This is a genomic window from Bradyrhizobium sp. Ken64 (assembly GCF_055807555.1).
Genome location: NZ_JBVVPA010000006.1, coordinates 146,325 through 170,390 on the forward strand (window position 1 = coordinate 146,325; position 24,066 = coordinate 170,390).

The following is a 24,066-nucleotide window of genomic DNA, read 5'->3' on the forward strand; positions in this document are numbered from 1 at the left end:
AATTTCTGCCGCGACCGGCATGAATTGCCGGTGTTCCCGGGCCGTGCAAAGTGTGGTGAAAGCGGATTTCATTGAGCTTTTTGCGCTGGCACGGCGTTTGCTGACTTGACCTGAACAGAACATTGGCCGCGGCATGCCGCATCGGTTGGAGTTGTGCAATGTTGTTCGCTCTTGGGGCCGTATCGAGCGCGCTCGACGCGATCCAGTCGCTGACAAATTCGAAATCGTCCTCGTCGACGCAGAAGACGGGGTCCTCGCAAAAGCCTCCGACCAATCCGTTCGCGATCGACAGCGGCAGCAACAGCACGACCGGCGCGACCTCGTCGGTCAATGCGGGCAAAACACCGCAGATCTCGCCGGAGACGATGAACGCGCTGTTCGCAGCGCAGAGCCAGTCGACGGACGGCACTGGCAGCGCCGCCAACTCGACCTCGTCGACCTCGACATCCTCGTCCTCGACGCGCCGCGATGCCGCCCTGAAGGATCTGTTCTCGCAGATCGATGGCGATGGCGACGGCAAGATCACCAAGTCGGAATTCGAGAATGCGCTCGGCGCTGGTGGCACCAACCTCGCGCAGGCCGACGACGTTTTCTCGAAGCTGGATTCGAATACCGACGGCAGCGTCAACCTCGATGAGATGTCGAAGGCGCTGAAGAGCGGCCACCACGGCCACCATCACGCGCAGGGTGCCGGCGATGCCTCCGGCAGCGGCTCGGATTCCTCCTCGCCGTCCAGCGGCGGCTCGACCTCGACTTCGACGACCGGCGCCGACGGTTCGACCACCACCACCGTCACCTACGCCGACGGCTTCAAGATGTCGACGACGGTCCCGGGCGCCTCCAGCTCTTCGAACGGGGCGGGCGGGCGCAATTCGCCCTATGATTGGTTCGGGCAGATGATGCAGCGCCAGGCGCAGGCTTCGGCGGGATCATCGGGGTCATCGACGTCGATGACAGTGTAGCCGTGCTCACGGTTAGCCGGCATATTCGTGCGTGATGTCACGATAGGCATACCGGTCACGAATTTCCTGGTTGAAGAACGTACCCTTTGAGCGCGCGTTCCTGAACGCCGCGGCGACCTCGGGCGGGACGTCCTCGTAGACATAGAGCCGTCCGCTGACGAAAGTCACCTTCAGTTCGCGCGTCTCGGGCGCATAACGGAAAAACCGGATCACGGAAGACGGCATGGCGGTGCACCTTGGCCCGCCAGGGTAACGCGCTGTCCGCCGTTTCGTTTCTAAAGCGCGATGAGATTCTGAATCGTGATCGCGCTTTAGGTTCTTGTTTGAGCATGATCTTTCCGGAAAACCGCTTCGCACTTTTCCGATCATGCTCTAGCCGAACCGATCCTTCCACGCCGGCATTGCGCCGGCAAACGGCAGGGCCGTCGCATTGTAGACGCCGCGAGCGATCGCGCGTGCGACCACGTTGGCGGCGATCGTTCCGAGCTCGGTGAGGCCGACCAGCGGCTCGATCGGCTTCTCGCCCGTTGCGGCGGCGAACAGCACGTCGCCGTCGGTCGGGGCATGCACCGGATAGATCGCGCGGGCGAACCCGGTATGCGCGATCATCGCAAGCCGCTTGGCCTGGGCCTTGGTCAGCATGGCATCGGTAACGACGAGGCCGATCGTGGTGTTCTCACGTGCGCTCGCGGCCGGTCCGCCCTTGATGCGCATCGCCAGCATGTCCGGCGTGAACACGGACGGCAGCCCGCGCCCGCCGAACTCGCCGTTCTCCTCGAACGGCGCAGCCCAGAACCAGGGCCCTTCGCCAACAGTTGTGCTGCCGACCGCGTTGACGACCATGATCGCGGCGACCTTGATGCCATTGGCCAGGACCGCGGAGGCCGACCCCAGTCCACCCTTGAAGGTCGCGGTGGTGGCACCGAGGCCGGCGCCGACGCTGCCGAGTGCGAAATCGTCGCTGGCGGCCAACGCTGCGGCGTAGCCGAGATCGCGATAGGGCGCGAAGCGTCCCCAGGCCTTGTCGCCACCGTTGAGCAGGTCGAAAACGATTGCGCCCGGGACGATCGGAATCACTGCCTCGCGAATCCGCAAGCCACGGCCTTGTTCGGCGAGCCAGGCCTGGATGCCGCCGCCGGCGTCGATTCCAAAGGCTGAGCCGCCGGACAGCGCAATGGCGTCAACGCGATCGACGGTGCTGGCGAGGTCGAGCAACGCGTCTTCGCGCGTGCCGGGTCCGCCGCCGCGAACATCGATGGCCGCAACCGCGGGGGCGTCGAAGATGATCGCGGTCGTGCCAGTGGCGATTTTCGCGTCCTCGGCATGGCCGACGCGGACGCCGGCGATATCGGTGAGAAGGTTTTTCAAGGCGGCTCCGCAGGCTGAAAGGCGTCCGCTTCAGCGATATCGCAGGGATGCCGCAGGCTCAACCCGCGAGCGCGGTCCTCAGCATCTTGGCGAGCTCGGACTTGCGGTAGGGCTTTGCCAACAGCAGCACGCCGGAATCGAGCCGCCCGTGATGGACGATGGCGTTCTCGGTGTAGCCCGAGGTGAACAGCGTCTTCAGGTCGGGGCGGCGGCGAGCCGCCTCATCGGCGAGCTGGCGGCCGTTCATGTTGCCGGGCATGATGACGTCCGTGAACAGCAGGTCGATGTCCTTGTCGGCGTCGATGATGACGAGGGCCTCGGCCGCGTTGGCGGCTTCGAGGGCGGTATAGCCGAGGCTCTTGATCTGGGTCACGACATATTGGCGCACCAGCGCGTCGTCCTCGACGATCAGGATTTTTTCGTGACCGCCGGTGACGGGCGCGTTCTGGAGCGCCTCGAATTCGGTCTCCTGCACGCCGCTCGAGCGCGGCAGGTAGATCTTCACGCTCGTGCCGTGGCCTTCCTCGCTGTAGATCTTGATGTGTCCGCCGGACTGCTTGACGAAGCCGAACACCATGCTGAGCCCGAGGCCGGTGCCCTTGCCGACCTCCTTGGTGGTGAAGAAGGGATCGAACACCCGGTCGATCAACTCCGGCGGGATTCCGGAGCCGGTGTCGCTGACGGCGATCATGACGTAATTGCCAGCCACCACGTCGGGATTCATGCTGGCATAACCGTCGTCGAGGAAGATGTTGCGCGTCTCCAGCACCAGCGTGCCGCCGTCGGGCATCGCATCGCGCGCATTCAGCGCGAGATTGAGGATCGCGGTGGAAAGCTGGCCCGGGTCGATCAGTGCCGGCCACGCATCCTCGGTGAGTTGCGGCATGATGGTGATCTGCTCGCCGAGCGTGGGATGCAGGAGCTTTGCGGCCTCGAGCGTCAATGCGTTGACGTCGATTTCGCGCGGCTGGAGCGGCTGCTTGCGGGCGAAGGCGAGCAGATGCTTGGTCAGTTGCGCGCCGCGCTCGGCGGCGTCGTCGATCAGCTTGGTGATGGCGGCGAGCTCGGGACGGTCAGCGACCGCGTCCGCCAGAATACCGATCGTGCCGGTGATGACGGTCAGCACATTGTTGAAGTCGTGCGCGACACCGCCGGTCAATTGACCGATGGAATCCATCTTCTGGACGTGCCTGAACTGCGCCTCGGCGGCCTGCTTCTCGGTGAGATCGCGGCCGATGAAGAAATGGCGCTTGACCGGCTCGGACCATGTGCCCATCCAGTTCAGGGTGACCTCGTGACCGTCGTAGTGGTAGTAGCGCGCCTCGAAGCTGCGCTTGACCGCGCCACGCCGCGCCGCGCGCATCTCGTCGCGCGTCTTCTGGAGGTCATCGGGATGAATGAACTCGGTGGCGCTGTGCCCGATCATGTCCTCCGGACTCAGGCCGAGAATGGTCTTCACGCTCGGGCTGACCTGGATGAAATTGCCAAAACCGTCGGTGACCAGGATCAGGTCCTGTGAGGTCTCGAATATCCGCTGCCGCTCCTCGACCTCACGGCGCAGTTTTTCTCGTGCCTGCTTCTCTTCCGTGATGTCGTGGGCGATCTTGGAGGCGCCGATGATCTCTCCGCTGGCTGATTTGAGCGGAGAAACATTGAGGACAACGTCGACGCGCCGGCCGTCCTTGCGGATGCGGACCGTCTCGTGCTGGGCGATCGTTTCGTTGCCGCCGACCCGGTTCAGGATACCCCTGACCTCAGCCTTGCGGTCCTCCGGCACGATGATGTCGATCGGCTGGCCGACGGCCTCCGCGGCGGCATAGCCGAACAGATGTTCGGCGGCCTTGTTCCAGCCCGTGATGACACCGTCGAGCGTCTTCGTGATGATGGCATCATTGGCGGATTCGACGACGGCGCCGTACAGGGCAAGGCGCTTGCCGTAGTAGTCGCGATCCAACGCCGACTGCTGGCGCAGCCTGCCGACGAGACCCAGCGTATGCGCCTGGAGGCGGACATTTTCGATCAGGAGCACCGCAAGCACGAAGGTCGCCGCGCAGAGGCCGTAGACACGACCGCCGTAGAAGCCGAGATCGAAGCGCTCGACGTTGACGATCGCCGACAGCGCGATGTCGAACAGCCACGCGCACATCACAACCATGAGCCAGACGTCGATGACCGAATGCGGACGGCGGAACCACAGCGAGACCAGCGCGGCGAAGCTCAAGGACCAGACAAAGGACACCACGCCGATCATGATCTGCGTGTAACGGCCATCGCGCAGCAGGACCGGAAGCAGGTCGTGCTGGGCAGTGACGATCGAGGTCAAAACGATCATGACCGCGACGACGCCGACCACGCTGGCGTAGATCGCCTTGCTTGCCGAGCCCATCTGGGCGCCGCCGTCGGCCTCCTTCAGCCAGGCGTAGGCCAGCACGCAGAGCGGGAAGCCGCCGTGCCAGATCATGTAGAGCCAGACCGTGGTCTGCTGGTTGGCTCCCAGCAGCCCGGTCGGCGAAAAAAGTCCGGGGAAGGTGAGGGCATGGACCACGGCCGCGGCGGCGGTGAACAGATAGCCCGTCGCGAGCACGAGCAGCGCGCGGGTCCTGAGCACCGCAAACTGCGACAACAGCAGGACCGCGGTGACGATGTCCGCGACCACGAGGGCGGATTGATAGCTCGCGACAAAGGCTGGCACGGGCAGCAGCGAGATACCTGCGAAGGGCACGGCCATTGCGAACAGGATCGAGGAGACGCCCACGATCGCCAATGCTGCGGCGCGGTCTTTCGGGGTGGCCGGCAGCGTCGAAAGGAATGTGTTCCGATCGGTCGGCGCGGACACGTGCAGCTCTCGCAGATCGGTTTTGAGCATCTTTGCCAATCTCATTTGGCCCAATGAATTTCCGTCCATGGTAGCGGGTTCTGGGCACGCATCATGACAAAACCGGTCGCGACTCAACCGAAGGTTACAGCTTACTTAATTTAATAGGGAGCGCGCACGGGGGATCGGGTAAGATGCGCTTTACTGGACGGTGCCATAATGCTCTCCCGCCGCTACGGGTTCCAGGTTTGAATCAAGCATTTTGAATTCAGGATCCGGGAGTTGTTCCCTATGCCCCGCGTTCTCATCATCGACGACCAGAAGGACGTCCGGGCGATGGTCGCGATCGTGCTGCGCGTCAACCGTTACGACGTCGTCGAGGCCGATAGCGGCGCAGCCGGGGTGAAAGCCTTCACCGAAGCCTGCTTCGACGCGGCAATCGTGGACATTTTCCTCGGCGATACCAGCGGCGTCGAGGTCATCTCGACCCTGCGCGAGCTTGCACCCGGCCTGCCGGTCGTTGCCGTGTCGGGGATGACGGCGCTGGACTTCATGGAACAATCGCCCCACCTCGCCAACGTGGTCTGCCTGCAAAAGCCGTTTCGGCCGAACGATCTTCTTCAGGCACTGCGGAAGGCCAAAGCCGCGGTGGACGGCGCGCTCCCCGCAGCCGTCTGACCCTGACGCAGGAAGAAACGCCCCGGGCAAGCCGGGGCGCGATGACGATTGGAGGAGGCCTTCAGGCCTCGGCAAGCGTGCTTAGGTGCCGTTGCCGCTGATCGCGGCGTAGCCGCCCTTGGCGTCCCATTTGTAGACGACGTAGTCGAGCTGCTTGATATCGCCCTTGGAGTCATACTCGATCGGACCGATCACGGTGTCCCACTTGCCGGCCTTGATGGCCGCCATGACCTTCTTGGCATCGGTGGTGCCGGCCTTCTTGGCCGCCTGCGACCAGACCTGCATCGCCGCGTAGGTGTAGAGCGTGTAGCCCTCGGGGTCGATGTTCTTGGCCTTGAAGGCCTCGACGATCTTCTTCGCGGTCGGCTTGTTGCGCGGATCGGGGCCGAAGGTGAACAGCGTGCCTTCGCCGGCCGGGCCGGTGATGGAGGCGTATTCCTTGTCGGCGAGCGCGTCGCCGGCCATCAGCACCGTCTTGAGGCCCTGGTCGCGCATCTGGCGCAGGATCAGGCCGCTCTCCTGATGGTAGCCCCCGACATAGACGAGATCGATGTTGTCGCGCTTCAGCCGCGAGACGATCGCGTTGAAGTCCTTGTCGCCCTTGTTGTAGGACTCGTACATCTTCTCGGTGACGCCGGCCTTGTTGAGCGCCTTCTTGGTCTCGTCCGCAAGACCCTTGCCGTAGGTGGTCTTGTCGTTGAGGATGGCGATATTCTTGCCCTTGTAGTTCTTGGCGATGTACTGGGCGGCGACCAGGCCCTGCTGATCGTCGCGGCCGCAGACGCGCGCCACGTTCCACAGTCCGCTATCGGTGAACTTCGGATTGGTGGAGGCGGGAGTAATCTGGAGCACGTTGCCGTCGGCATAGGCTTCCGACGCGGGGATCGACGACGACGAGCAATAATGCCCGGCCACGAACGGGATTTTCGCGCCGGCGATCTTCTCGGCGACCGAGCGTGCCTGCTTCGGATCGCAGGCGTCGTCCTCGATGGACAGCGCGAGCTTCTTGCCGTTGACGCCGCCGGCGGCGTTGATGTCGGTTACGGCCATCTCGGCGCCGTTCTTCATCTGGCGGCCAAAGGCGGACTCGCCGCCGGTCATCGGACCTGCGACTGCGACGGTGAGATCCTGCGCGAATGCCGCGCTCGACAGCGCGATCGATGCGCCGAATGCCAGACCGATGAGCTTCAGTGATTTCATGAGATACCTCGAGGGTGGTCGCCTGTGGAAGTTACCGGGCATGCCCGGTTCAAACCGGCGCCATTCTTGAATGAATTCGAGGAGAAGTCACCGGCAAAATACGGGCATTGGCAGAGATATCGCCAAATTCGGCCGCACGGGCTCGTCTTGGGCCGCCTCAGCCGTGCCGGCCGCCTTCCAGGTAGGCGGCGCGAATCTCGGGGCGCTGCAACAACTCGGCACCGGTCCCGGCCAGCGTGATCAGGCCATTGACCATGACATAGCCGCGATGGGCGAGCTTGAGCGCGTGGTTGGCGTTCTGCTCGACGATCAGCACGGTCAGGCCGTCCTGCCGGTTCAGAGTGCGGATCGCATCGAAAATCTGGCGCGCGATCAGCGGCGCCAGACCGAGCGAGGGCTCGTCGAGCAGGAGCAGGCGAGGACGGCTCATCAAGGCGCGACCGATGGCCAGCATCTGCTGCTCGCCGCCGGACAGGGTTCCGCCACGCTGGGCGTAGCGTTCCTTCAGCCGCGGAAACAGCGTGAACACGCGTTGTAGCGTCGCCTCGCGTTCGGCGTCAGTGCATTCGGTGGCGTCCGCCCCCATCTGGAGATTTTCCGCCACGCTCATGCGCGGGAAGATGCGGCGGCCTTCCGGCGATTGCGCGATGCGCAAATGCGCGATCTCGTGGGTGGGCACTTCGGTGATGTCGCGGCCTTCGTACAGGATCTGGCCGGCGCGAGCGCGCGGCTTGCCGAATATCGTCATCATCAGCGTCGACTTGCCGGCACCGTTGGCGCCGATCAGCGCCACGATCTCGCCGGCATTGATCTCGAGGTCGACGCCCTTCAGCGCCTCGATCTTGCCGTAGGCGGCGCGAAGGCTGCGGATCGCGAGCAGGGCAGTGGGCGCTGTCACGACCCGCTCTCCATCACGGCCGCCGCCTCTTCCTCATCGGTGCCGAGATAAGCGGCGATCACCTTCGGATCGTCGCGAACCTCGCGCGGGGAGCCTTCAGAGATCTTCACACCGTGGTCCATCACCACGATGTGGTCGGAGATCTCCATCACCACAGACATGTCGTGCTCGATCAGCAGGATCGAGGTGCCGAGTTCGTTGCGGATCGACAGCAGCAGCTCGCTCAGGGCGGCACTCTCGCGCGCATTGAGGCCGGCGGCGGGTTCGTCCAGGCACAAGAGCGCGGGCTCGGTGCACATCGCGCGTGCGATCTCGAGTCGTCGCTGGTCGCCATAGGCAAAGTTACCGGCGGCATCGTCGGCGCGATCGAGCAAATTGACCCGCTTGAGCCAGTCGGTGGCGAGATCGATCGCGCGCTTCTCGGCGTCGCGATAGACGGGCGCGCCAATGAGCCCGAGCAAGGTGAAGCCGGAGGCGCGCATCAGCGTGTTGTGCTGCGCCACCATCAGGTTTTCCAGTGCGGTCATGCCGGGAAACAGGCGGATGTTCTGGAAGGTGCGGGCGACCTTGGCCTGCTTGGCGATGCGGAAATCGTTCAGCCGCTCCAGCGCGATCACCTTGCCGTCGTCATGGCTGAGGCGGATGACGCCGCCGCTCGGCTTGTAGAACCCGGTGATGCAGTTGAAGACCGTCGTCTTACCGGCACCGTTGGGTCCGATCAGCGCGGTGATCTTCTTCCGCTCGGCAGCAAACGACAGGTCCTGCACCGCGACGATGCCGCCGAAGCGCATGGTGAGCCGGTCAACCTCGAGAATCTGGTCGCGGCTCATCCGTGCCCCTCCTTGACGAGGTCGGATGAGATCGCGTGGGCCTTGGTCAGATACACGGTCGGCGCGCGATGGCCGATCAGGCCGCGCGGCCGCCAGATCATGATCAGCACCATGGCCATGCCGAACACCAGCATGCGATAGCTCTCGAGGCTCCGGAACAGCTCGAAACCACCGATCATGGCGAGCGCTGCGAGCGCGACGCCAAGCTGCGAGCCCATGCCGCCAAGCACGACGATGGCGAGCACCAGCGCCGATTCCTGGAAGGTGAAGGATTCCGGGCTGATGAAGCCTTGGCGGGTCGCGAAGAACGCGCCGGCAAAGCCGCCGAACATCGCACCGGTCGCGAATGCAGTGAGCTTGGTGGTCGTGGTGTTGATGCCGAGCGCGCGGCAGGCGACCTCATCCTCGCGCAGGGCTTCCCAGGCACGGCCGATCGGCAGGCGGCGCAGCCGGATCGTCACCCAGTTGGTGAGCAGCGCGAGCGCCAGGATCAGGTAGAACAGGAAGACGATGCGGTGGGTCGGCGAATATTCGATGCCGAGCCTGGCGGCGAGCCCGTTGTCGCTATTGTCGAGCGGGATGCCGAAGAAGGAGGGGCGGGGAATGCTGGAGACGCCGTTGGGCCCGCCGGTCAGATCCTGCCAATTGATGATGACGAGGCGGATGATCTCGCCGAAGGCGAGCGTCACGATCGCGAGGTAGTCGCCGCGCAGGCGCAGCACGGGGAAGCCGAGCAGCACGCCCCAGAATGCGGCGAGGACGCCCGCTAGCGGCAGGCAGATCCAGAATGACCAGCCGAAATTGGTCGCAAGCAACGCGTAGGAATAGGCGCCGACCGCATAGAAGGCGACGTAGCCGAGATCGAGCAGGCCGGCGAGGCCGACCACGACGTTCAACCCCCACCCAAGCATCACATAGGTGAGCACGAGAATGGCGAGATCGAGGATGTAGCGCTGGTCATGGAAGATCACGGGCACCAGCAGCGTGAAGATCAGGAGCGCCGGTGCGAGATAGCGGCCGAGGAACGACATTCCGCTCCGCACCGCCGGCGGCACCAGCTTCTCGGCGCCGGTCGGACCGATCCATTGCTTGAGCAGCTCGAGCACGATCGAGCCGCCGAATACCGCGGCGACGAGGGAGGCGACCTCGCCGAAGCGCGTCCAATAGGTGAGCTGGCCGTCGGAGCCGGCTTCGGTGCGGACGCCGACCATCAGCGAGAACAGCACCAGCGCGATCAGTGCGTTGAAGCAGGCGGTCTTCAGGAGAGCGGGGATGCCCGATGCAGTCTTGGCCGTATTGATCGAGGGAGTTTTCACGCGCGCGACCGTCAGACTTTTTCGACTTCGGGGCGGCCGAGCAGGCCGGTCGGCATGAAGATCAGCACGACGATCAGGATCGAGAACGCGGCGACGTCCTTGTACTCGACCGAGAAATAGGCCGACCAGAACGTCTCGATCAGCCCGATCGCGAGCCCCCCGAGCATGGCGCCGGGCAGCGAGCCGATGCCGCCGAGTACGGCCGCGGTGAACGCCTTGATGCCGGCGACGAAGCCCATGAAGAAATCGACCAGCCCGTAATAGAGCAGGTACATCAGGCCGGCCACCGCGGCCAGCGCAGCGCCGATCACGAAGGTCATGGAGATGGTGCGGTCGACGTTGACGCCGAGCAGCGCCGCCATGGTCTGGTCCTGCTCGCAAGCGCGCATATCGCGCCCGAGCCGGGTGCGCGACACCAGCCAGGTGAAGATCGCCAGCAGCACGATGGTGGTGATGACCACCACGATCTGGATGTTGGAGAGCTGGATGACGAAGCCATCGGCGCTCTCGTGCAGCGTGTAGCCGCCGGTGATCACCGGCGGCACTGGCTTCACCCGCGCGCCTTGCGCCACCTGCGAATAGTTGGTCAGCACGAACGACATGCCGATCGCCGACAGCATCGGCGCGAGGCGGAAGGAGTGGCGCAGCGGACGGTAGGCAATGCGCTCGATGGTCCAGCCATACAGGGCGGTGATCGCCATCGAGACCAGGATCACGATCAAAAGGATCACCGGGACCGCAGTCAGGCCGGTCGAGACCAGGAGAAGGAAGGTGATCAGGGCGATGAAGCCGCCGATCATGAAGACGTCGCCATGGGCGAAGTTGATCATCCCGACGATGCCGTAGACCATCGTGTAGCCGATCGCGATCAGCCCGTAGATCGAGCCGAGCACGAGGCCGTTGATGAGCTGCTGGGCGAAATAATCCATAGGCTGCCGTACCCAAATCTGACGCGGCTCAAAGGGAGCTCTTCGAGAGAGTGTGCTGGTTTCTTCTCGGGCCCCGGCAGCCCTTAAGCATTCTCGTTTTGTAACAGGAGGGAACTGGCGGCTGCAACCGGCCCCGCCTCCGCATCAAGGCTTTTACAGAGATCATTTGGGCGCTCCGGTTCCCCCGCAAGGGGCGGAACCGGTTCCTCTGGCGCCCAATCGGATGCCTGTCGGGAGCAGTTAAGGTAAACAAAGGGTTTAAATTGCCGCCACAGTCTGATGCGAGTTAGCTCCCGGCAAGGCCTTCCATCGAAGGCGCGGGCCAAGCGAAGCGGGAAGCGGCATGTTCGGAAACTGGCGGATCGGTTCGGTCAACGGCGCACTTCTGGCGACCTATTTCATCCCGGCCTGGACCCTCGTTGCCTTCAACATCATGGTGGCGCCGGTTCACGGCCTTTATGAGCGGCCGAGCGTCGCAGTGGCTCTTTTCCTCAGCGACCATCTCCACATGGCGGGGATGGACACCGTGCGCGCCGCCTGGCTGCTGGCACTGGGGCGGCTGACGGTGGTGGCGTTCTTTGCGATCTACCTTGCGCTGCTCTGCATCCCCCGCGTCCGCAACAACGGCGGCAGCGACGAAGCCCTTGGCATCGCGCTTGCGATCGGCAGCCTGATCTCGTTTGCGAGCATGATCATGGCTTCGAAGGTCGGCGAGATGGCCGCGCTGCGGCTGCACGCCACCGAGCTCCTGCTCCTGCTCGGTGCCGCCATCGTGGTGGTGATCGAACGGCCCGCGGCGGCGCCCAAGATCGTTCAGAAGGCCGTCGAGGCCACCCCGCCGCTAGGTCTTGAGCAGGCCGAGCTCCTGCACAATCGCTGAGGCTTCCTTGACGGCGTGGTTCGCCGCCGGCACGCCGCAATAGATCGCCTGCTGCAGCAGGATTTCCTTGATGTCGTCGGGCGTGAAGCCGCCCTCGGCGAGGGCCGCGCGCACATGCAGGCGAAATTCGTCCCATTGGCCAAGCGCAACCATGGTGCCGATCACCAGCACCCGCCGCGTGCGCTCGTCGAAATGCGGCCGCGTCCAGATCTCGCCCCAGGCGTAGCGGGTGATCATGTCCTGGAAATCGGTGTTGAATGCATTGCGACCCGCGATCGACTTGTCGACCCAGGCATTGCCCAGCACTTTTCGGCGCACGTTCATGCCGGCATCGCGGCGCTTCTGGTCGTCCATGCTGTTCTCCTCCTTCGTCATTGCGAGGAGCGAAGCGACGAAGCAATCCAGTCTGTCACCGCGGAGGGATTTCTGGATTGCTTCGCTGCGCTTGCAATGACGGTTGCGACTAACGTTGCGTCAAAAAGCCCACCACAGCGTCGGTGAACGCGTGCGGCTGCTCGACATTGGAAATGTGGGCGGCGTCGATGATGGTCATGCTCGCGCCGCGAATGTTTGAGCGGATCAATTCAGCCGCCGAAATCGGCGTCGCCATGTCGTGGCGGCCGGCGATCACCAGCGTCGGGCTCTTGATCTTCGGCAGCAGCGCGCGCTGGTCGAGCGTCGACAGCGCCTCGCAGCAGGCGAGATAGCCTTCGACCGGCGAGGCCAGTAGCATCGCCTTCATCCTGGCGGTGATGTCGGGCGCGCGCTCGCGGAAATCCTGGGTGAGCCAGCCGGCAATAACGGCATCGGCGACGGCGGCGATGCCGCCCTTCTTCACGGCGTCGATGCGCTCCAGCCATTTGGTCGGCTCGGCATAGTAGCAGGAGGTGTTGGCGAGGATGAGCTTGCCGAAGCGCTCCGGCGCATTCGCGCCCAGCCATTGTCCGACCATGCCGCCCATCGACAGGCCGCACCAGTGCACTTTCTCGATATTGAGGTCGTCGAGGATCGCCAGCACGTCGCGGCCGAAGCGCTCCATCGTATAGGGGCCTGGCGGAACGTTGGACTTGCCGTGTCCGCGGCGGTCGTAGCGGATGACGCGGAATATCTGCGTCAGTGCCTTCATCTGCGGCTCCCACATCTGCAGCGTGCAGCCGAGCGAGTTCGAGAGCATCAGCGTCGGCCCGCCGTCGCGGCCCTCGACGGAGACGTTGATCAGGCAACCGTCGGCATCGATCATGGGCATGCGGGCGTCTCCGTTTTATTTGCGCTCAGGACTGCTTCATTCGCGTTCGAGGCTGTCGAGCAGGCGGTCGATCAGGGCTTGGGAAGCGCCTTGATAGGCCATCGGCTCGAACAACGCCGCAATTTTCTGTGCCGTAAGATGCGCGGTGACCTGCGAATCAACCAACAACACTTCCCGCAGATGCTTCTTCTCGGCGACCGCGCGCTTGCTCGCGGCTTCAACGAGATGATGCGCATCGCTCTTGCCGATCGTCTCGGCTAGCGCAAAGGTGACCGCTTCCGCCATGATCAGGCCGTGCGTCGCATCGAGATTGCTGCGCATGCGCGCCGCATCGACATCGAGGCCTTCGGCGATATCGACGATCGCCGCGAGGGCACCGGAGGTGACCAGCATCAATTGCGGCAGCGTCGGCCATTCCGCGTGCCACGGGCCGGCGCTGCGCTCATGGTCCTGCACCTGTGCGGCAAAAATCGTCGCGGCGAGCTGGGGTGCCATGGTTGCGCAGCCCAGGGCGCTTGCTGCGGCCACAGGGTTGCGCTTGTGCGGCATGGTCGAGGAGCCGCCGCGGCCTTCGCCGGCAGGCTCGAACGCCTCGGCCACGTCGGTCTGCATCAGCAGCGAGATGTCGCGCGCGATCTTGCCGCAGCTTCCGGCGAGAATCGCAAAGCTCGACGCGGCTTCCGCGATGCGGTCGCGGTGGGTGTGCCAGGGGGCTTCTGGCAGCGGCAGGTTGAGCTCCTGCGCCAATCGCTCGGCGACCGCGAGCCCCTTGTCGCCGAGCGCGGCTAGCGTGCCGGCCGCACCGCCGAATTGCAGCGCGAGGCCTTCGCGGCGCAGCCGCCTGAGGCGGCAGCGGGCGCGGGCAAGGCTTGCGGCGTATTCGGCGGCCTTCAGCCCGAACGGCATCGGCAGCGCGTGCTGGAGCCAGGTTCGCGCCACCATTGCCGTGTTGCGGTGGGCTCGTGCCAGCGCGGCAAAGCCCTTGATGGCGCGGCTGAGATCGGCGTCCAACGCATCGATGCCGGCGCGAAGCGTGAGCATGGTCGCGGTGTCGATGACGTCCTGGCTGGTCGCGCCCCAATGCACGTAGCGGGCGGCCTCGGCGTCGGCCTTGCCGACATTGGCGGTCAGCATCTTGACCAGGGGGATCGCGAGATTGCCGGATCGTGTCGCGGCCTCCGCCAGCGCAGCCGTGTCGAAGGTATCGGCCTTGCACGCGGCTTCGATCGGGCCCACCGCTGACGCGGGAATCACACCCGTTGCCGCCTCGGCTCGGGCCAGGGCTGCCTCGAAATCGAGCATATTCTGGAGGGTCGACCGGTCGTCGCAGACCGCGCGCATGGCCACGCTCGACAGCATCGGCGCGAGCAGGGGGGAGAGGGATGTGCTCATATTGTGCGGGACCTAACCACCATGGCCCGCCTGTGCCAATCCCAAACCGGCGGCGCAAGCTTTTTGCAGTTGCGAATATGCATTGCACGTGACCGAGGGCCACCCTTTCTTTTGCCGCCTCCCTGCGGTACTTGAGCAGCCTTATTAGTTGCGCGATCCAAGTTCGATATCCCGGGAGGCACCCAATGGCCATGACGATGAACGGCGAAGTCCAGCTTGCGGCGCCGCGCGAGGCCGTGTGGGCCAAGCTCAACGATGCCGAGGTGCTGAAGGCCTGCATCCCCGGCTGCGAGGAGCTGGAGAAGACCGACGATGGCGGCTTTCGCGCAACGGCGAAAATGAAGGTCGGTCCGGTGTCGGCGCGCTTCAAGGGCAAGGTCACGCTGTCCGATCTCGACCCGCCGAACGGCTACAAGATCTCCGGCGAAGGCGAGGGCGGGGTGGCCGGCTTCGCCAAGGGTGGCGCCGTGGTCAAGCTTGCGGAGAAGGACGGCGGCACGCTTTTGTCCTACGAGGTCGAGGCGCAGATCGGCGGCAAGTTGGCGCAGCTCGGCCAGCGCCTGATCAATGGCGCCGCCAAGAAACTGGCCGACGAATTTTTCGCGAACTTCGCCAAGGCGGTACAGGGCTGAAGGCCAATACCTCAAGCATTGCGACTTTCGGCATATCGCGTTTTGTCATGGCACCTTGCATTCCCGGTGATGTTGCCCCGGGGCATAATGGCCCATATGATGGGTTGGAATAATTATAAGAACCGCTTCGACGGGACCCGTCGGGGCGCTGATAGAGAGTGCTTATGGCAAAAATCTCCCTCATCGTGAACGGCAATCCTGTCACGGCCAATGTCGATCCCCGCACCCTGCTGGTGCAGTTCCTGCGCGAGAATCTGCGGCTCACCGGCACCCATGTCGGCTGCGACACTTCGCAGTGCGGCGCCTGCGTCGTGCATCTGGACGGCAAGGCCGTGAAGTCCTGCACCACGCTCGCCGTGATGGCCGACGGCCACGAGGTCAAGACGATCGAGGGGTTGGCCGCCGACGGCGCGCCGCTGCATCCGATGCAGGAGGCCTTCCGCGAACACCATGGCCTGCAGTGCGGCTTCTGCACGCCCGGCATGATCATGACCGCGATCGACATCGTCCATCGCAAGGGCAACGAGCTCGACGACCACACCATCCGCGAGGAGCTGGAAGGCAATCTCTGCCGCTGCACCGGCTACCAGAACATCGTCACCTCGATCTCCGCCGGCGCCAAGGCGATGGCGAAATCCGATCTCGCTTAAACCGCGCGCGCACTCTGCGATCAGGACATTCAGATGTACGATTTCAAATACCATCGCCCCGGGACCGTTCGGCAGGCCTCCAACCTCCTGGTGAAGAACGAAGACGCCAAGGTGATCGCCGGCGGCCACACGCTGATTCCCGTCATGAAACAGCGCCTGGCCAGCCCGCCGCATCTGGTTGACCTCTCTCACATCGATGGTCTCAACACGATTGAGATGAAGGGCCGCGCGCTCGTGATCGGTGCCACCGCCAGGCATGCCGAGGTCGCAAGCTCCGCCATCGTCGGCGAGGCGATCCCGGCGCTCGCGAACCTGGCCGGCGGAATCGGCGATCCCGCCGTGCGCCACAAGGGCACGATCGGCGGCTCGCTCGCCAACAACGATCCGACCGCGGACTATCCGGCTGCCGTGCTTGCGCTCGGCGCGACCATCGTCACCAACAAGCGCCGCCTCAAGGCAGAGGAGTATTTCCAGGGCCTGTTCACGACGGCACTCGAGGCCGACGAGATCATCACCAAGGTGATGTTCCCGCTGCCGAAGAAGGCGGCCTATATCAAGTTCCGCAACCAGGCCTCGCGTTACGCGCTGGTCGGCGTGTTCGTGGCGCGGCGTCCCTCCGACGTGCGGGTCGCGGTCACCGGCGCCGGCTCCGAAGGCGTGTTTCGTGTCACCGCGTTCGAGGAAGCCTTGAAGAAGCGCTTCGCCGCGAAGGCGCTTGACGGCATCGAGGTGCCGGCGGACGGCCTCAACAGCGACATCCATGGCAGCGCCGAATACCGCGCGCACCTCATCGGCGTGCTGACGCGGCGCGCCCTCGACGCCGCCAACGCCAAGGAGTGAGTGATCCTCACGCCTCGGCCCAAACTTGTCCCCGGTGAGGGCGTAGCGAGACTGGCTTTTTCATGACCTCAGCGGCCAATACGCCCGGTGCCAACACTTCAGTTGTATTGCCGGCATCGGTCGATTCGATGCTCGAACTCCTGACGTCGCGCGGCTATCTCGCCGAGCGATCGCTGGCCACGGTGACCTATCTGTCGCTGCGCATGGGCCGGCCGCTCTTTCTGGAAGGCGAGGCCGGCGTCGGTAAGACCGAGATCGCAAAAGTGCTGTCGGCGGCGCTGGGGCGGAAGCTGATCCGCCTGCAGTGTTACGAAGGCCTCGACGTCTCCTCCGCGGTCTACGAGTGGAATAGCGCCGCGCAGATGATCGCGATCCGGATGGCCGAGGCCGCCGGCGACACCGATCGCGATCAATTGTCGTCCGACATCTTCGCCGATCGCTACATGATCAAGCGACCGCTGCTGCAGGCGCTGGAGCCCGACGTGGCCGGGCCGCCGGTGCTGCTGATCGACGAGCTCGACCGCGCCGACGAGGCGTTCGAGGCGTATCTGCTCGAAATCCTCAGCGACTTCCAGGTGACGATCCCCGAATTCGGCACCGTCAAGGCGCCAAGCCCGCCAATCGTCATCATCACCTCCAACCGCACCCGCGAGATCCACGACGCGCTGAAGCGGCGTTGTCTCTATCACTGGGTCGATTATCCCGACGCCGATCGCGAGCTCGCGATCGTCAAATCGCGCGTGCCGGGCATCTCCGCAAAATTGTCGCAGCAGGTCGTGCGCTTCGTCCAGGCGCTGCGCAATCAGGATTTCTACAAGTCGCCCGGCGTCGCCGAGACCATCGACTGGGCCACCGCGCTGTCGGAGCTCGACGCCCGCTCGCTGACCCCGCAAGTGGTCGGCGACACGCTGGGCGCGCTACTCAAATACCAGGACGACATCACGCGGATGCAGGGCGACACCTTGCAGAAGGTGCTGAAGGAAGCGACGAGCGAGAATTGAGGCGGGCGCGTCATAACTGAGCTCGTCATTCCGGGGCGCGCGTAGCGCGAACCCCGGAATCCATTGGTGCGCAGAGTGAGTAGATGAACGGATTCCGGGCTCGCGCCAAGAGGCGCGCCCCGGAATGACGGCTGAGAGTGATGAAGCATGGCCATCAACCACCTTGCGCCTGAGCAAACCGAGCAATTCGCCGACAACATCGTCGGCTTCGCCCGTGCGCTGCGTTCGACGGGCATGCCGGTCGGGCCGGGTGCGGTCATCGATGCCATGAGCGCGCTTGAGGTGATCGACATCGGCAAACGCGCCGACGTCTTCACCGCCCTGGAGGCGATCTTCGTCAAGCGCCACGAGCATGCGCTGATCTTCAAGCAGGCCTTCAACCTGTTCTTCCGTGCATCGGAAGAGTGGAAGCACATGCTGGATTCGGTGCCGTTGCCGGAGCAGGCCAAGAAGAAGCCCCAGGCCGGCTCCCGCCGGGTCCAGGAGGCGATGTCGCAGCCGCGCATGACGGAGACGCCGCAGCACCAGGAGCAGGATTTGCGCCTGTCGGTCTCGGACAAGGAAATCCTTCAGAAGAAGGATTTTGCGCAGATGAGCGCGGCTGAGATCACTGAGGCGCTCCGCGCCGTCGAGCGGATGCGATTGCCGCAGGCCGAGCTTCTGACGCGCCGGCACCGGCCCGATGCGCGCGGGCTTCGTCTCGATTTGCGCCGCACCTTACGCGCGTCCTTGCGCACCGGCGGCGACATCATCGACATCCATCGCCTCGGGCGGATCGAGAAACCGGCGCCGATCGTCGCGCTGCTCGACATCTCGGGTTCGATGAGCGAGTACACCCGCCTGTTCCTGCATTTCCTGCATGCCATAGGGGACGCGCGAAAACGTGTCTCGGTGTTCCTGTTTGGCACGCGCCTCACCAACGTGACCCGGGCGCTGCGCCAGCGCGACCCCGACGAGGCGCTGGCGAGCTGCTCGGCCTCGGTCGAGGACTGGGCCGGCGGCACGCGGATCTCGGCTTCCCTGCACAATTTCAACAAATTATGGGCGCGGCGCGTGCTGAGCCAGGGCGCCATCGTGCTGCTGATCTCCGACGGGCTCGAGCGGGAGGCCGATTCCAAGCTCGCCTTCGAGATGGACCGGCTGCACCGCTCCTGCCGGCGGCTGATCTGGCTCAACCCGCTGCTGCGGTTCGGCGGCTTCGAGGCCAAGGCCCAGGGCATCAAAATGATGCTGCCGCACGTTGACGAATTCCGCCCGGTACATAATTTGAGCTCGATCCAGGAGCTGATCATCACGCTCTCCCGGCCGCTGCCGCCGCATCACCGCAGCCTGATCCGCTCCGCAGCCTGAGAGGTAGCCATGCTCGATCGCGACGAGGATATTCTGAAGGCGGCGGAGGACTGGCAGAAGGCCGGCCGTGGCGTCGCGCTCGCCACCGTGGTGGAGACCTGGGGCTCGGCACCGCGCCCGGCTGGTTCGAGCCTCGTCATCAACGACGAGGGCACGTTCCTCGGGTCGGTCTCCGGCGGCTGCGTCGAGGGCGCCGTGGTCACGGAGGCCATGGATGTGATCCAGAGCGGCAAGCCCAGGATGCTGGAGTTTGGCGTTGCCGACGAGACTGCCTGGAATGTCGGGCTGTCCTGCGGCGGCACCATCCGCGTCTTCGTCGAGAAGGTCGGTTAGCCGTGAAGCTTGAGATCCTGCACGAACTCAATGCCGAGCGCGCCGCGCGCCGCCCGGTGATTTTGGTCACCGACACCGAGAGCGGTGAGCAGCGCCTGGTGAAGGCCAGGGACTTCGCTAGCGATCCCTTGCGCGCCGAGCTGAACAAGCAGCTCCGCATGGGCAAAAGCGCCAGCGTCGAAGCCGGCGGCAAGAAGCTATTCCTCAACGTCTATGCGCCGACCGCAAAGCTCGTCATCGTCGGCGCCGTCCATATCAGCCAGGCTCTGGCGCCGCTGGCGCGCTCGCTCGGCTACGACGTCACCGTGGTCGATCCGCGCACGGCCTTTGCGAGCCCCGAGCGCTTCCCCGACGTTCCGCTGGTCGCGGAATGGCCAGACACGGCGCTACCGCCGCTCAATGTCGATTCCTACACGGCCTTCGTCGCGGTGACGCACGATCCCAAGATCGACGACCCCGCGCTGCTGCACGCCTTCGAGCGCAACTGCTTCTATATCGGCGCGCTCGGCTCGGGGAAGACGCACGCCAAGCGCGGCGACCGGCTGCGGGCGCAGGGCGCCAAGGAGGCTGACATCGCGCGCATCCACGCGCCGATCGGGCTTGCGATCGGCGCGGTCTCGCCGTCCGAGATCGCGGTGTCGATCATGGCCGAGATCACGGCGGTGCTTCGCCTGCCGCCCAAAGAAAAAGAAGAAGCCGCATGAAGTTCGGCCCGGCGAGCCCCAGGGATGCGATCGGCGGGGTGACCGTCCACACCCTGCGACAGGGACCGCTGGTGTTGAAAAAGGGCACGACGATCGGGCCCACCGAGGTCGAGGCGCTGGAGCGCGCCGGCATCAAGGACATTGTGGTGGTGCGGATGGAGGAGGGCGATGTCTCCGAGGACATCGCTGCCGCCAGCATCGCGCTCGCGGTCGGCGGCGATGGCATCCATGTCGAGCGCGCCTTCACCGGTCGCGCCAATTTGTTCGCCGCGCGCCCGGGCGTGCTGGTGATCGATCGCGCCGCGGTTGACCGCATCAACAATATCGACGAGGCCATTACCTTTGCCACGCTCTCGGCCTTCAAGCCGGTGGTCGAGGGTGAGATGGTCGGCACCGTCAAGATCATCCCGTTCGGCGTCAAAGGAAACTTGCGTGATGCCGCGGTGAAGGCCGCGGGTCGCGACGTTCTGAAGATCGCGCCTTACGTCATCAAGCGTGTCGGCGTGGTCTCGACGCTGCTGCCCGGCCTGTCCTCCAAGGTGATCGACAAGACGTTGCGCGTCACCGCCGAGCGGCTGGCGCCAGCCGGCGCTGGCATCATCGCCGAGCGGCGGGTCCCCCATGAGGAGCGGGCGCTGTCGGCTGCGATTGAGGAATTGCTGGGACTTGGCGCCGAACTCGTGATCGTGTTCGGGGCATCCGCGATCGCCGACCGCCGCGACGTGATCCCTGCGGCCGTGACCGGCATCGGCGGCGAGATCGAGCATTTCGGCATGCCGGTCGATCCCGGCAATCTGCTGCTGATTGCCCGGGCCGGCACCGTGCCGGTGCTGGGTGCGCCCGGCTGCGCGCGGTCGCCGGTCGAGAACGGCTTCGACTGGGTGCTGATGCGGCTGCTGGCCGGCATCAAGGTGACCCGTTCCGAGCTTATGGGTATGGGCGTCGGTGGCCTCCTCATGGAGATCGTCACGCGCCCGCAGCCGCGCGCAAAACCGGAGATCGAGGGCAACAGCCACGTCGCGGTCATCGTACTCGCGGCGGGCCGTTCGACCCGGATGGGTGGGCCGAACAAGCTACTGGCCGAGCTCGACGGCAAGAAGCTGGTGCGGATTGCGACCGAGCAGGCGCTGGCCTCGAAAGCATCGGAGGTCATCGTCGTCACCGGCCACCAGACCGAGCTGATCGAGCAAGCCTTGCAAGGCCTGAAGGTGCGTTTCGCTCGGAATCCGGATTTCGCCGGCGGCATCGCAAGCTCGGTCAAGGCCGGCATTGCGGCCGTGCCCGAGACGTCCGACGGCGCTGTGGTGTGCCTCGGCGACATGCCGCTGATCGATGCCGGTCTGATCGACCGTCTCATCGACGCGTTCGCACCGGACCGCGGCAATCTCATCGTCGTGCCTGTCAGCGAAGGCCGCCGCGGCAACCCCGTGCTGTGGTCGCGCCGCTTCTTCAAGGAGTTGATGACGCTCGATGGCGATGTCGGCGCGCGCCATCTGATCGCCAAGCACACCGAGGCGGTCGCCGAAGTGCCGGTCGACGGCGAGAGCGCCTTTCTCGACATCGACACGCCGCAGGCGTTGGAAGCGGCACGGCGGGGCTGACGCTGACTTAGGTTGGACTAAGGCGCGTAGCGCCATGCCCACCATTGCCCAGACTGCGATCCGAAATTGGTGGCACGCCTCAATTTCAACGCCCCGTTCACCATCTGGAAACGACCGGCGCTTAGAGTCGCCTTCACCTGCCTTGGGGGGAGGGGTTTTTCCATGGCTTCGAACGTCGTCGCGCGCCGTTGCGCGATGTTTTTCTTTGCGCTGTCCGTCTGCGTCGCGGGCGCTCGCCACATCACGGATGCGCACGCCGCTGGTGCATTTGCGGTCGGCAAGTGCGGCGCCTATGGCCAGGCCTTTGACTATGGCGCCGAGCACGAAGCGCGTGCGGCGGCGCAGAAGCAGTGCAAAGGCGACTGCACGACCGTGACGATGAAGCGCGCCTGCGCCGCGATGTCGGTCGATCTTTCCAATCCCTGCGGCGCCTACGGCTATGCCGTCAAGCCGAAGATCTCGGCCACGCTCAATGCCGCCACGCGTGAATGCTACAAATACGGCGGCAAGGAATGCGTGATCCGCGCCTGGGCCTGCGACGCGAAGGGTTGATTCCTGTTGCAGTCATTCGGATGGTGCGTAGCATCGAATCCGGAATGACAGTCGAGGAGTTGCATGCAGTTCGATACCAAGATCGCCATTGTGATCCGCACCGATCTTCAAGCCTGGCAGAAGCTCAACGTCGCGGCCTTCCTCACCAGCGGCATCGCGGCTGCGTTTCCCGATTGCATTGGCGAACCCTATGAAGACGCTTCGGGCACGAACTATCACGCGCTCATCGGCCAGCCCATCCTGATCTATGGCGCCGACGGTCCCGCATTGACGCGCGCGCTCGAGCGGGCACTGACGCGCAACGTCAAGCCGGCGGTCTATACCGAGGACATGTTCAAGACCACACATGATGCCGCCAATCGCGAAGCGGTGCGGGCGGTGGCGCGGGCCGATCTCAACCTCGTCGGTCTCGCTGTGCGCGCCGAGCGCAAGGTGATCGATAAGATCGTCGACGGGTTGAAGTTTCATAGTTGAGGCAGGTGCTTTTTGTTTCACCTCTCCCGCTTGCGGGAGAGGTCGCGCCGAAGGCGCGGGTGAGGGCTCTCTCCGCTTGGGGATTGTCCCGTTGCGGCGACACCCTCTCCCCAACCCTCCGCAAGCGGGGGAGGGAGCGCACCGTTTGCGCGGCAGCTATCACCCCGGCGGCATGCCCGCGAACTTCGGAAGGTCCGGGTCGAGGCGATCCCAGGCATGTCCGCGTGCGGCGTAAGTCACCACTTGCGGCTCGTAGCGGGCGGGTTCGTCGAGGCTTGCGGCGCGGATGGTGAAGATGTCGGGCATGGCCGCGAAGGTCAGATAAACAGGCAAGCCGCACTGGGCGCAGAAACCGCGTGTTTTCACGTTGCCGCTGTCGCCGACCATCTCCCAGTGCTTCGCTTCGCCCGTCACGGTGACGCCGGCGCGCGCGAAGGTCATATACGAGCCGTGGCCGCTACCGCTTTCGCGCTGGCAGTCCCGGCATTGGCAGTGATTGCTGAACAGGGGCTCACTGGCGATCGAATAGCGGATCGCGCCGCAGGCGCAGCCGCCGGTAAACGGCTTGGTCATTGCGATAACTCCTTACTTGTCTTCGCCGCTGATCTCATCGAGCTGGCGGACGACCTTCTTCCAGCCGCCGCTCATGCCCGTGTAGGCGGATTCGTTCCTGGGCATGACGAAGCCCGCATGAACCAGACGGATCCGCGTGCCGGCCTCGACCGGGGTGAGGGACCACGTCACGACAGTGTCGAGCGGCGCGCCGTAACCGGTGTTGCGCTCATCCCCGCCCTGCCACGCGTAGACGAGGCGGCGGTTCGGCATGACCTCCAAGACGCGGCAATGGATGACGCCATCCCATGCGCCGCCCGGCGTGGTCTGGTAGGTGAAAGTGTTGCCTTCGACGGCCTCGAAACCGGTCGGCGGCATCAGCCAGCGCGCGATCAGCTGGGCGCTGGTCAGCGCCTTCCAGATCGTCTCAGGTGCGTGAGGGAGCACCTCGTCGAGGACGATGTCTTTTGTCTCGGCTTTCAATTCAACAGCACTCACGGATCGATCTCCTTCAAGAGGTCACGCAGGTTCTGGAAGCGCTCGCGCCAGAACACGCCGTAATGGTCCATCCAGGAGACCAGCGGTTCCAGGCCTTGCGGCGCGGCACGGTAATAGACGTTGCGGCCCTCGGCACGCTCGGCGACGAGGCCGGCCTGCTTGAGGGACTTCAGGTGTTGCGAGATCGCACCTTGCGTCACGCCACTTCCGCGCGTGAGCTCGGCGACGCTGATCTCCTTGCTCTCGAAGACGCGCTCGAACACGGCGCGCCGTGTCGGATCGGCGAGGGCGCGCATCACGGTGGTCACGGGATTTGGAGCGGCTTCGATCATAGGATTCAGATTAGTATATGCTAATGAATTAGT

General features: G+C 64.6%; 27 protein-coding genes. 13 read left to right on the top strand and 14 right to left on the bottom strand.

Annotated elements, in window-relative coordinates; genetic code table 11:
* Positions 1-158: 158 nt before the first annotated feature.
* The gene (locus tag AC0L2F_RS13020) at positions 159-962 is read left to right on the top strand and encodes an EF-hand domain-containing protein (protein WP_473248611.1); all 804 of its coding nucleotides are present in this window, start codon (positions 159-161) and stop codon (positions 960-962) included.
* A 12-nt stretch (positions 963-974) separates the two neighbouring features.
* On the opposite strand, the gene AC0L2F_RS13025 is transcribed toward AC0L2F_RS13020, so the two are convergent.
* The 3 genes from AC0L2F_RS13025 to AC0L2F_RS13035 form a co-directional block, all read right to left on the bottom strand.
* Entirely contained in the window at positions 975-1,187 is a 213-nt protein-coding gene (locus AC0L2F_RS13025; RefSeq protein WP_473248613.1) for a KTSC domain-containing protein, read from the bottom strand.
* 147 nt (positions 1,188-1,334) lie between these two features.
* Positions 1,335-2,330, bottom strand: coding sequence for a P1 family peptidase (locus AC0L2F_RS13030; protein ID WP_473248615.1), 996 nt, complete (start codon positions 2,328-2,330; stop codon positions 1,335-1,337).
* A 58-nt stretch (positions 2,331-2,388) separates the two neighbouring features.
* On the bottom strand, positions 2,389-5,196 hold the full coding sequence (locus AC0L2F_RS13035; protein WP_473248616.1) for a PAS domain S-box protein: 2,808 nt from the start codon (positions 5,194-5,196) through the stop codon (positions 2,389-2,391).
* A 240-nt stretch (positions 5,197-5,436) separates the two neighbouring features.
* On the opposite strand from AC0L2F_RS13035, the gene AC0L2F_RS13040 reads away from it, so the two are divergent.
* Positions 5,437-5,823 carry a response regulator gene (locus tag AC0L2F_RS13040; RefSeq protein ID WP_063995795.1) on the top strand — a complete coding sequence of 129 codons (387 nt, stop codon included), beginning with the start codon at positions 5,437-5,439 and terminating at the stop codon, positions 5,821-5,823.
* Positions 5,824-5,904: 81 nt separating this feature from the next.
* On the opposite strand, the gene AC0L2F_RS13045 is transcribed toward AC0L2F_RS13040, so the two are convergent.
* The 5 genes from AC0L2F_RS13045 to AC0L2F_RS13065 form a co-directional block, all read right to left on the bottom strand.
* Entirely contained in the window at positions 5,905-7,023 is a 1,119-nt protein-coding gene (locus AC0L2F_RS13045) for a branched-chain amino acid ABC transporter substrate-binding protein (protein ID WP_007612036.1), read from the bottom strand.
* A gap of 157 nt (positions 7,024-7,180) precedes the next feature.
* On the bottom strand, positions 7,181-7,921 hold the full coding sequence (locus AC0L2F_RS13050; protein WP_007612035.1) for an ABC transporter ATP-binding protein: 741 nt from the start codon (positions 7,919-7,921) through the stop codon (positions 7,181-7,183).
* Positions 7,918-8,751, bottom strand: a complete 834-nt coding sequence (locus AC0L2F_RS13055; RefSeq protein ID WP_007612034.1) for an ABC transporter ATP-binding protein — start codon at positions 8,749-8,751, stop codon at positions 7,918-7,920. Before AC0L2F_RS13055 ends, AC0L2F_RS13050 begins: the two co-directional genes overlap by 4 nt.
* The gene (gene livM / locus AC0L2F_RS13060; RefSeq protein WP_063995797.1) at positions 8,748-10,067 is read right to left on the bottom strand and encodes a high-affinity branched-chain amino acid ABC transporter permease LivM; all 1,320 of its coding nucleotides are present in this window, start codon (positions 10,065-10,067) and stop codon (positions 8,748-8,750) included. Before livM ends, AC0L2F_RS13055 begins: the two co-directional genes overlap by 4 nt.
* Positions 10,068-10,078: 11 nt before the next feature.
* Positions 10,079-10,996: an ABC transporter permease subunit gene (locus AC0L2F_RS13065; RefSeq protein ID WP_018455577.1), complete on the bottom strand. Its 918-nt coding sequence runs from the start codon at positions 10,994-10,996 to the stop codon at positions 10,079-10,081.
* Positions 10,997-11,339: 343 nt separating this feature from the next.
* Here AC0L2F_RS13065 and AC0L2F_RS13070 point away from each other — a divergent pair, with 343 nt between their 5' ends.
* Positions 11,340-11,876 carry a hypothetical protein gene (locus AC0L2F_RS13070; RefSeq protein ID WP_473248618.1) on the top strand — a complete coding sequence of 179 codons (537 nt, stop codon included), beginning with the start codon at positions 11,340-11,342 and terminating at the stop codon, positions 11,874-11,876.
* On the opposite strand, the gene AC0L2F_RS13075 is transcribed toward AC0L2F_RS13070, so the two are convergent.
* From AC0L2F_RS13075 to AC0L2F_RS13085, 3 genes are all read right to left on the bottom strand, one after another.
* A complete protein-coding gene (locus AC0L2F_RS13075) occupies positions 11,838-12,230 on the bottom strand; it encodes a carboxymuconolactone decarboxylase family protein (protein ID WP_027567707.1) in 393 nt (130 codons plus the stop codon). The genes AC0L2F_RS13070 and AC0L2F_RS13075 overlap by 39 nt on opposite strands.
* Positions 12,231-12,339: 109 nt before the next feature.
* The gene (gene pcaD, locus AC0L2F_RS13080; protein ID WP_473248620.1) at positions 12,340-13,122 is read right to left on the bottom strand and encodes a 3-oxoadipate enol-lactonase; all 783 of its coding nucleotides are present in this window, start codon (positions 13,120-13,122) and stop codon (positions 12,340-12,342) included.
* A 36-nt stretch (positions 13,123-13,158) separates the two neighbouring features.
* Complete coding sequence (locus tag AC0L2F_RS13085; RefSeq protein WP_473248622.1) at positions 13,159-14,514, bottom strand: 3-carboxy-cis,cis-muconate cycloisomerase; 1,356 nt, start codon at positions 14,512-14,514, stop codon at positions 13,159-13,161.
* Positions 14,515-14,699: 185 nt separating this feature from the next.
* On the opposite strand from AC0L2F_RS13085, the gene AC0L2F_RS13090 reads away from it, so the two are divergent.
* The 10 genes from AC0L2F_RS13090 to AC0L2F_RS13135 all read left to right on the top strand — a co-directional run bounded on the left by AC0L2F_RS13090 (position 14,700) and on the right by AC0L2F_RS13135 (position 22,651).
* Entirely contained in the window at positions 14,700-15,146 is a 447-nt protein-coding gene (locus AC0L2F_RS13090; RefSeq protein ID WP_018455582.1) for an SRPBCC family protein, read from the top strand.
* A gap of 164 nt (positions 15,147-15,310) precedes the next feature.
* Positions 15,311-15,796 (top strand): (2Fe-2S)-binding protein, encoded by a 486-nt coding sequence (locus AC0L2F_RS13095; protein ID WP_007602418.1) that lies wholly within the window; start codon positions 15,311-15,313, stop codon positions 15,794-15,796.
* 33 nt (positions 15,797-15,829) lie between these two features.
* Positions 15,830-16,636, top strand: a complete 807-nt coding sequence (locus AC0L2F_RS13100; RefSeq protein ID WP_473248624.1) for an FAD binding domain-containing protein — start codon at positions 15,830-15,832, stop codon at positions 16,634-16,636.
* A 62-nt stretch (positions 16,637-16,698) separates the two neighbouring features.
* Positions 16,699-17,637, top strand: coding sequence for an AAA family ATPase (locus tag AC0L2F_RS13105; protein WP_007612006.1), 939 nt, complete (start codon positions 16,699-16,701; stop codon positions 17,635-17,637).
* Between the two features lie 147 nt (positions 17,638-17,784).
* Positions 17,785-18,987: a vWA domain-containing protein gene (locus AC0L2F_RS13110; protein WP_473248626.1), complete on the top strand. Its 1,203-nt coding sequence runs from the start codon at positions 17,785-17,787 to the stop codon at positions 18,985-18,987.
* A 9-nt stretch (positions 18,988-18,996) separates the two neighbouring features.
* A complete protein-coding gene (locus AC0L2F_RS13115; RefSeq protein WP_007602422.1) occupies positions 18,997-19,320 on the top strand; it encodes an XdhC family protein in 324 nt (107 codons plus the stop codon).
* A 2-nt stretch (positions 19,321-19,322) separates the two neighbouring features.
* Positions 19,323-20,024, top strand: a complete 702-nt coding sequence (locus tag AC0L2F_RS13120) for an XdhC family protein (RefSeq protein ID WP_473248627.1) — start codon at positions 19,323-19,325, stop codon at positions 20,022-20,024.
* Complete coding sequence (locus tag AC0L2F_RS13125; RefSeq protein WP_473248629.1) at positions 20,021-21,625, top strand: NTP transferase domain-containing protein; 1,605 nt, start codon at positions 20,021-20,023, stop codon at positions 21,623-21,625. The genes AC0L2F_RS13120 and AC0L2F_RS13125 overlap by 4 nt, the downstream gene beginning before the upstream one ends.
* A 162-nt stretch (positions 21,626-21,787) precedes the next feature.
* Positions 21,788-22,177, top strand: a complete 390-nt coding sequence (locus AC0L2F_RS13130; RefSeq protein WP_007611990.1) for a DUF4189 domain-containing protein — start codon at positions 21,788-21,790, stop codon at positions 22,175-22,177.
* A 63-nt stretch (positions 22,178-22,240) separates the two neighbouring features.
* The gene (locus tag AC0L2F_RS13135) at positions 22,241-22,651 is read left to right on the top strand and encodes a DUF2000 family protein (protein WP_473248630.1); all 411 of its coding nucleotides are present in this window, start codon (positions 22,241-22,243) and stop codon (positions 22,649-22,651) included.
* A gap of 159 nt (positions 22,652-22,810) precedes the next feature.
* Here the strand turns inward: AC0L2F_RS13135 and AC0L2F_RS13140 are convergent, their stop codons facing one another.
* Genes AC0L2F_RS13140 through AC0L2F_RS13150 form a run of 3 tightly spaced genes read right to left on the bottom strand, consistent with a single transcriptional unit; the run spans position 22,811 to position 24,033 of the window.
* On the bottom strand, positions 22,811-23,224 hold the full coding sequence (locus tag AC0L2F_RS13140) for a GFA family protein (protein ID WP_473248632.1): 414 nt from the start codon (positions 23,222-23,224) through the stop codon (positions 22,811-22,813).
* Between the two features lie 12 nt (positions 23,225-23,236).
* Positions 23,237-23,701 (bottom strand): SRPBCC family protein, encoded by a 465-nt coding sequence (locus AC0L2F_RS13145; RefSeq protein ID WP_473248633.1) that lies wholly within the window; start codon positions 23,699-23,701, stop codon positions 23,237-23,239.
* A complete protein-coding gene (locus AC0L2F_RS13150; RefSeq protein ID WP_007611986.1) occupies positions 23,698-24,033 on the bottom strand; it encodes an ArsR/SmtB family transcription factor in 336 nt (111 codons plus the stop codon). The genes AC0L2F_RS13145 and AC0L2F_RS13150 overlap by 4 nt, the downstream gene beginning before the upstream one ends.
* Positions 24,034-24,066: the final 33 nt, after the last annotated feature.